Source organism: Halochromatium sp. NSM3, from assembly GCF_059621085.1.
On sequence record NZ_JCAQIA010000078.1, the window covers coordinates 1 to 3,238 of the forward strand.

Annotated in this window: 5 protein-coding genes and 1 pseudogene; all 6 read left to right on the forward strand. The window is 62.2% G+C overall.

What is annotated here, in order from left to right; translation table 11 throughout:
* Positions 1–61 precede the first annotated feature (61 nt).
* A pseudogene (locus tag AC54T3_RS17270) lies at positions 62–475 on the forward strand (carbonate dehydratase); the annotation flags it as partial.
* A gap of 49 nt (positions 476–524) precedes the next feature.
* Complete coding sequence (locus AC54T3_RS17275; RefSeq protein ID WP_496626548.1) at positions 525–1,055, forward strand: cation transporting ATPase C-terminal domain-containing protein; 531 nt, start codon at positions 525–527, stop codon at positions 1,053–1,055.
* 113 nt (positions 1,056–1,168) lie between these two features.
* Positions 1,169–2,095 (forward strand): sulfurtransferase, encoded by a 927-nt coding sequence (locus tag AC54T3_RS17280; RefSeq protein WP_496626549.1) that lies wholly within the window; start codon positions 1,169–1,171, stop codon positions 2,093–2,095.
* Positions 2,096–2,173: 78 nt separating this feature from the next.
* Entirely contained in the window at positions 2,174–2,491 is a 318-nt protein-coding gene (locus tag AC54T3_RS17285; protein WP_496626550.1) for a hypothetical protein, read from the forward strand.
* On the forward strand, positions 2,451–2,822 hold the full coding sequence (locus AC54T3_RS17290) for a hypothetical protein (RefSeq protein WP_496626551.1): 372 nt from the start codon (positions 2,451–2,453) through the stop codon (positions 2,820–2,822). The genes AC54T3_RS17285 and AC54T3_RS17290 overlap by 41 nt, the downstream gene beginning before the upstream one ends.
* Before the next feature lie 39 nt (positions 2,823–2,861).
* Positions 2,862–3,238, forward strand: a 377-nt coding sequence (locus tag AC54T3_RS17295) for a rhodanese-like domain-containing protein (RefSeq protein WP_496626552.1), incomplete at its 3' end; no start/stop codon positions are given.

Here is a 3,238-nt window from a genome sequence, read left to right on the forward strand (position 1 = left end):
CGGGCCGCGTCCTGCGCGCTGGCTTCGTCTGGCTGAAGAAGCTTGCTAATCAGGTAAGTTCATGGCTACGCTTGAGCAGTTGCCAACGCCGGGACAGGGAAAGGGACAGGAGCAAGCGCAGGGCACGCGCATCCTGATGAAGGGCGCACCCGATCGCCTGCTCGATCGCTGTACGCATCAGCGCGGCGCCGACGGTCAACCTGAACCGCTCGAGCGCGCTTTCTGGGAAGGCGAAGTCGAGCGCCTCAGCGCCAAGGGTCTGCGCGTGTTGGCCGCCGCTGCGCGTGCGAGCGACGCCGACAAGACCGATCTGCAGCTCGCCGACCTCGACGCCGAGCTGATCTTCCTCGGCCTGGTCGGCATCATCGACCCGCCGCGTCCGGAGGCCATCGAGGCCATCGCCACCTGTCACTCGGCCGGCATCGGCGTCAAGATGATCACCGGCGATCATCTCGGCACCGCCAGCGCTATCGGCCGCGAGATGGGCATCGGCGAACACCGCAGCGCCATCTCCGGGGCGCAATATGATCACCTCGGTGACGTTGGCGCTGGCGCTGGCGTTCGAGCCCGCCGAGCCCGGCGTCATGCGCCGCCCGCCGCGCCGCCCGGATGCCCCCATCCTTGGCGCTTATGCACTGTGGCGCATCCTGCTGGTGTCACTGATCATCGGCGTCGCCACCATCCTCATCTTTCTGCACGAGATGGACAGCGGACAAGGGCTGGCGGTGGCCCAGACCATGGCGGTGAATACCCTGGTGGTGGGGCAGATCTTCTACCTGCTCAACAGCCGCTTCCTGCTCGAGTCCGGACTACGGTTGCGTTTCTGGCTGACCAATCCGGCGGTCTGGATCGCGATCGCGGTCATGCTGTTGCTGCAGGCATTGTTCGTCTATGCCCCCTTCATGCACCTCTGGTTCCACACCGCCGCGCCGCAACCGCAAGAGTGGCTACTGCCGCTGGGCATCGGTATAGCGGTGTTGTTGATCGTGGAGTTGGACAAAGCCGTGGCGCGTGTCGTCTCGGCGCGCGCCCAGCGGCGCCGGAGTGCGGGCTGAGCAACCCGCCCTCAGCGCGCCGGAATCGGCGTCAGCAGGCCGGTTCGACGGTTATATTCCATTCCTAGTGATTCGCAATCGAGAAATGTCCCATGTTGCATCCAGTACAACGCATGACCCGGTCCCTTTACCTGCTGATTTTGCTGGCGGCGCTTTGGCTGCCATTGCATGCCCAGGCCGCTCCAGACTTTTTGGTCGACGCTGATTGGCTGGCCGACCAGATCGATGATGAAGACGTCATCGTGCTCGAGGTGCGTTATCACCCGCATCGCTATTTCACCGTCGGGCACATCCCCGGCGCCGTGCAGGTGCAGCGCTTCAAGGACTTGGGCGACAACCAGGCCAGTCCGATCATGCGCTTCCCATCGCGCGAGGTGTTCCAAGAGACGCTGCGGGGCTGGGGGGTCAATGACGACTCGACGCTGGTGCTCTACGACGACTCCAGTACCGCGTTGGTCTCGCGGCTCTACTACCTGCTCGATCTCTATGGTTTCAACATGGATCAGGTCAAGATCCTGAACGGCGGCACCCTTGAGTGGACGGTCTTCAACGCGCTGAGCAAGGAGCCGGCCGAGCCACGCGAGCCAGGCACGGTGACGCTCAAGGAGGCCAACCCGGACCTCTTCGTCGAGTGGACCGATGTGTATGATGATGTTGTGTCACGGCGAGACCCAGACGTGGTACTGCTCGATGCCCGTCCCAACGACATGTATACCGGCGAGGTCATTCGCCACTCCATCATGGGAGGGCATATTCCCGGTGCGGTGAATATCGTCAGCCTCGATGGGACCGATGGCTCGACCGGTAAATGGCGTAATGATCAGACGCTCACCACCTTGTACGCCCAACTGCCAAAGGACAAGCGCATCTACGTTTACTGCCACGACGGTTTCCGCATGGGCCTCGCCTATCTGCAGCTCAAGCATCTGGGATACGACGATGTGCGTCTCTACAACGGCGGCTGGTCACACTGGGGTAATGAGCTGACGCTGCCAGTGGTGGAAGGGCCGGAACCACTCAGCGGCGATTTCGCACTCTAATCCGGAGGCCTCACGATGGCTGTGATCCAGATGAGTGAGATCCCGTCTCGCCTCCGTTTGTCCGGAGGCTGGACGCCGATGAGTTCGCTGCTGACCGGGCTCTTCTTGTTCGTGGTTGGTGATGGGTTCGCGGCAGAATCGACGCCAGAGACCTCGACCGCCGACCCGTCGCCAGCTGTGACCACCGTCGCGCGCACGGTCCCGGTAGCCGAGGATATTTATGCACTGGTCGGAGAGACCGGTCCTCGGACTCGGGAAAACTACGCACTCAACGCCAACCTCGGCTTCATCGTCACGAACGACGGTGTCGTCTTGGTCGACAGCGGTGCGGTCTATGCCTTCGGACCACTGAGCGGTGCTCTGGCTACCGGCATCCGGCGTGCTCTTCGCCGGTGATCTGGTCTATCTCGACCGCATCCTGGGCGTCTGGCCGCACAGCGCCATGCCAGACTGGCGTGAGAGCTTTCAGACCATGGAGGCGCTGGCACTGCGGGTGATCGTGCCGGGCCACGGCGAGCCGGCCGACCTGGCCAAGGCCAAGGCCGACACCGGCGATTATCTCGACTGTCTGGTCACCCGAGTCGAGACCGCGCTGGCCGATTGGCAGCCGATCGACGAAGCCGTCACGGCGCTCGCCGACGCCCCGGCCTTCGAGCATCTGCAGCACTTTGACAGCTGGCACAAGCGCAATGTCAATGAAACCTACCTGCAGCTTGAGTCGCAATAACCACGAAATGGGTAAGTGACCATGGAAGAGGTCAAGCAGATGTTAGATAGTGGCGAGGACTTCGTGCTGATTGATGCCCATCCACGCTGGGAGTTCGAGATGGCCTATGTCGACGGTGCCAAGCATTTCGGCTTCCAGTCCAACCACGTTGGCACCTGGGAAGAGGATGTCACCGATGGCTCGCCGACCCAAGACGACTATCGCGCCGTGCTTGGCGAGGACCTGGACAAGAAGATCGTCATCTACTGCGGCTTCACCAAGTGCGGTCGCTCGCATAATGCCGCGCTCTGGGCCAAGGAGCTGGGCTACACCAACGTCTATCGCGCGCCGGGCGGCATCACCGCTTGGAAGGATCTTGGCTACTGCTCCGAATTTCATACGCAAAGGTGTTCATTCGGTCATTCGCTCTCCGTTGA

What these genes read in the sequence shown, in the direction of transcription:
- AC54T3_RS17275 (WP_496626548.1), top strand. Translation starts at nt 525, where the DNA reads ATGATCACCTCGGTGACGTTGGCGCTGGCGCTGGCGTTCGAGCCCGCC.
- AC54T3_RS17285 (WP_496626550.1), top strand. Translation starts at nt 2,174, where the DNA reads ATGAGTTCGCTGCTGACCGGGCTCTTCTTGTTCGTGGTTGGTGATGGG.
- AC54T3_RS17280 (WP_496626549.1), top strand. Translation starts at nt 1,169, where the DNA reads ATGACCCGGTCCCTTTACCTGCTGATTTTGCTGGCGGCGCTTTGGCTG.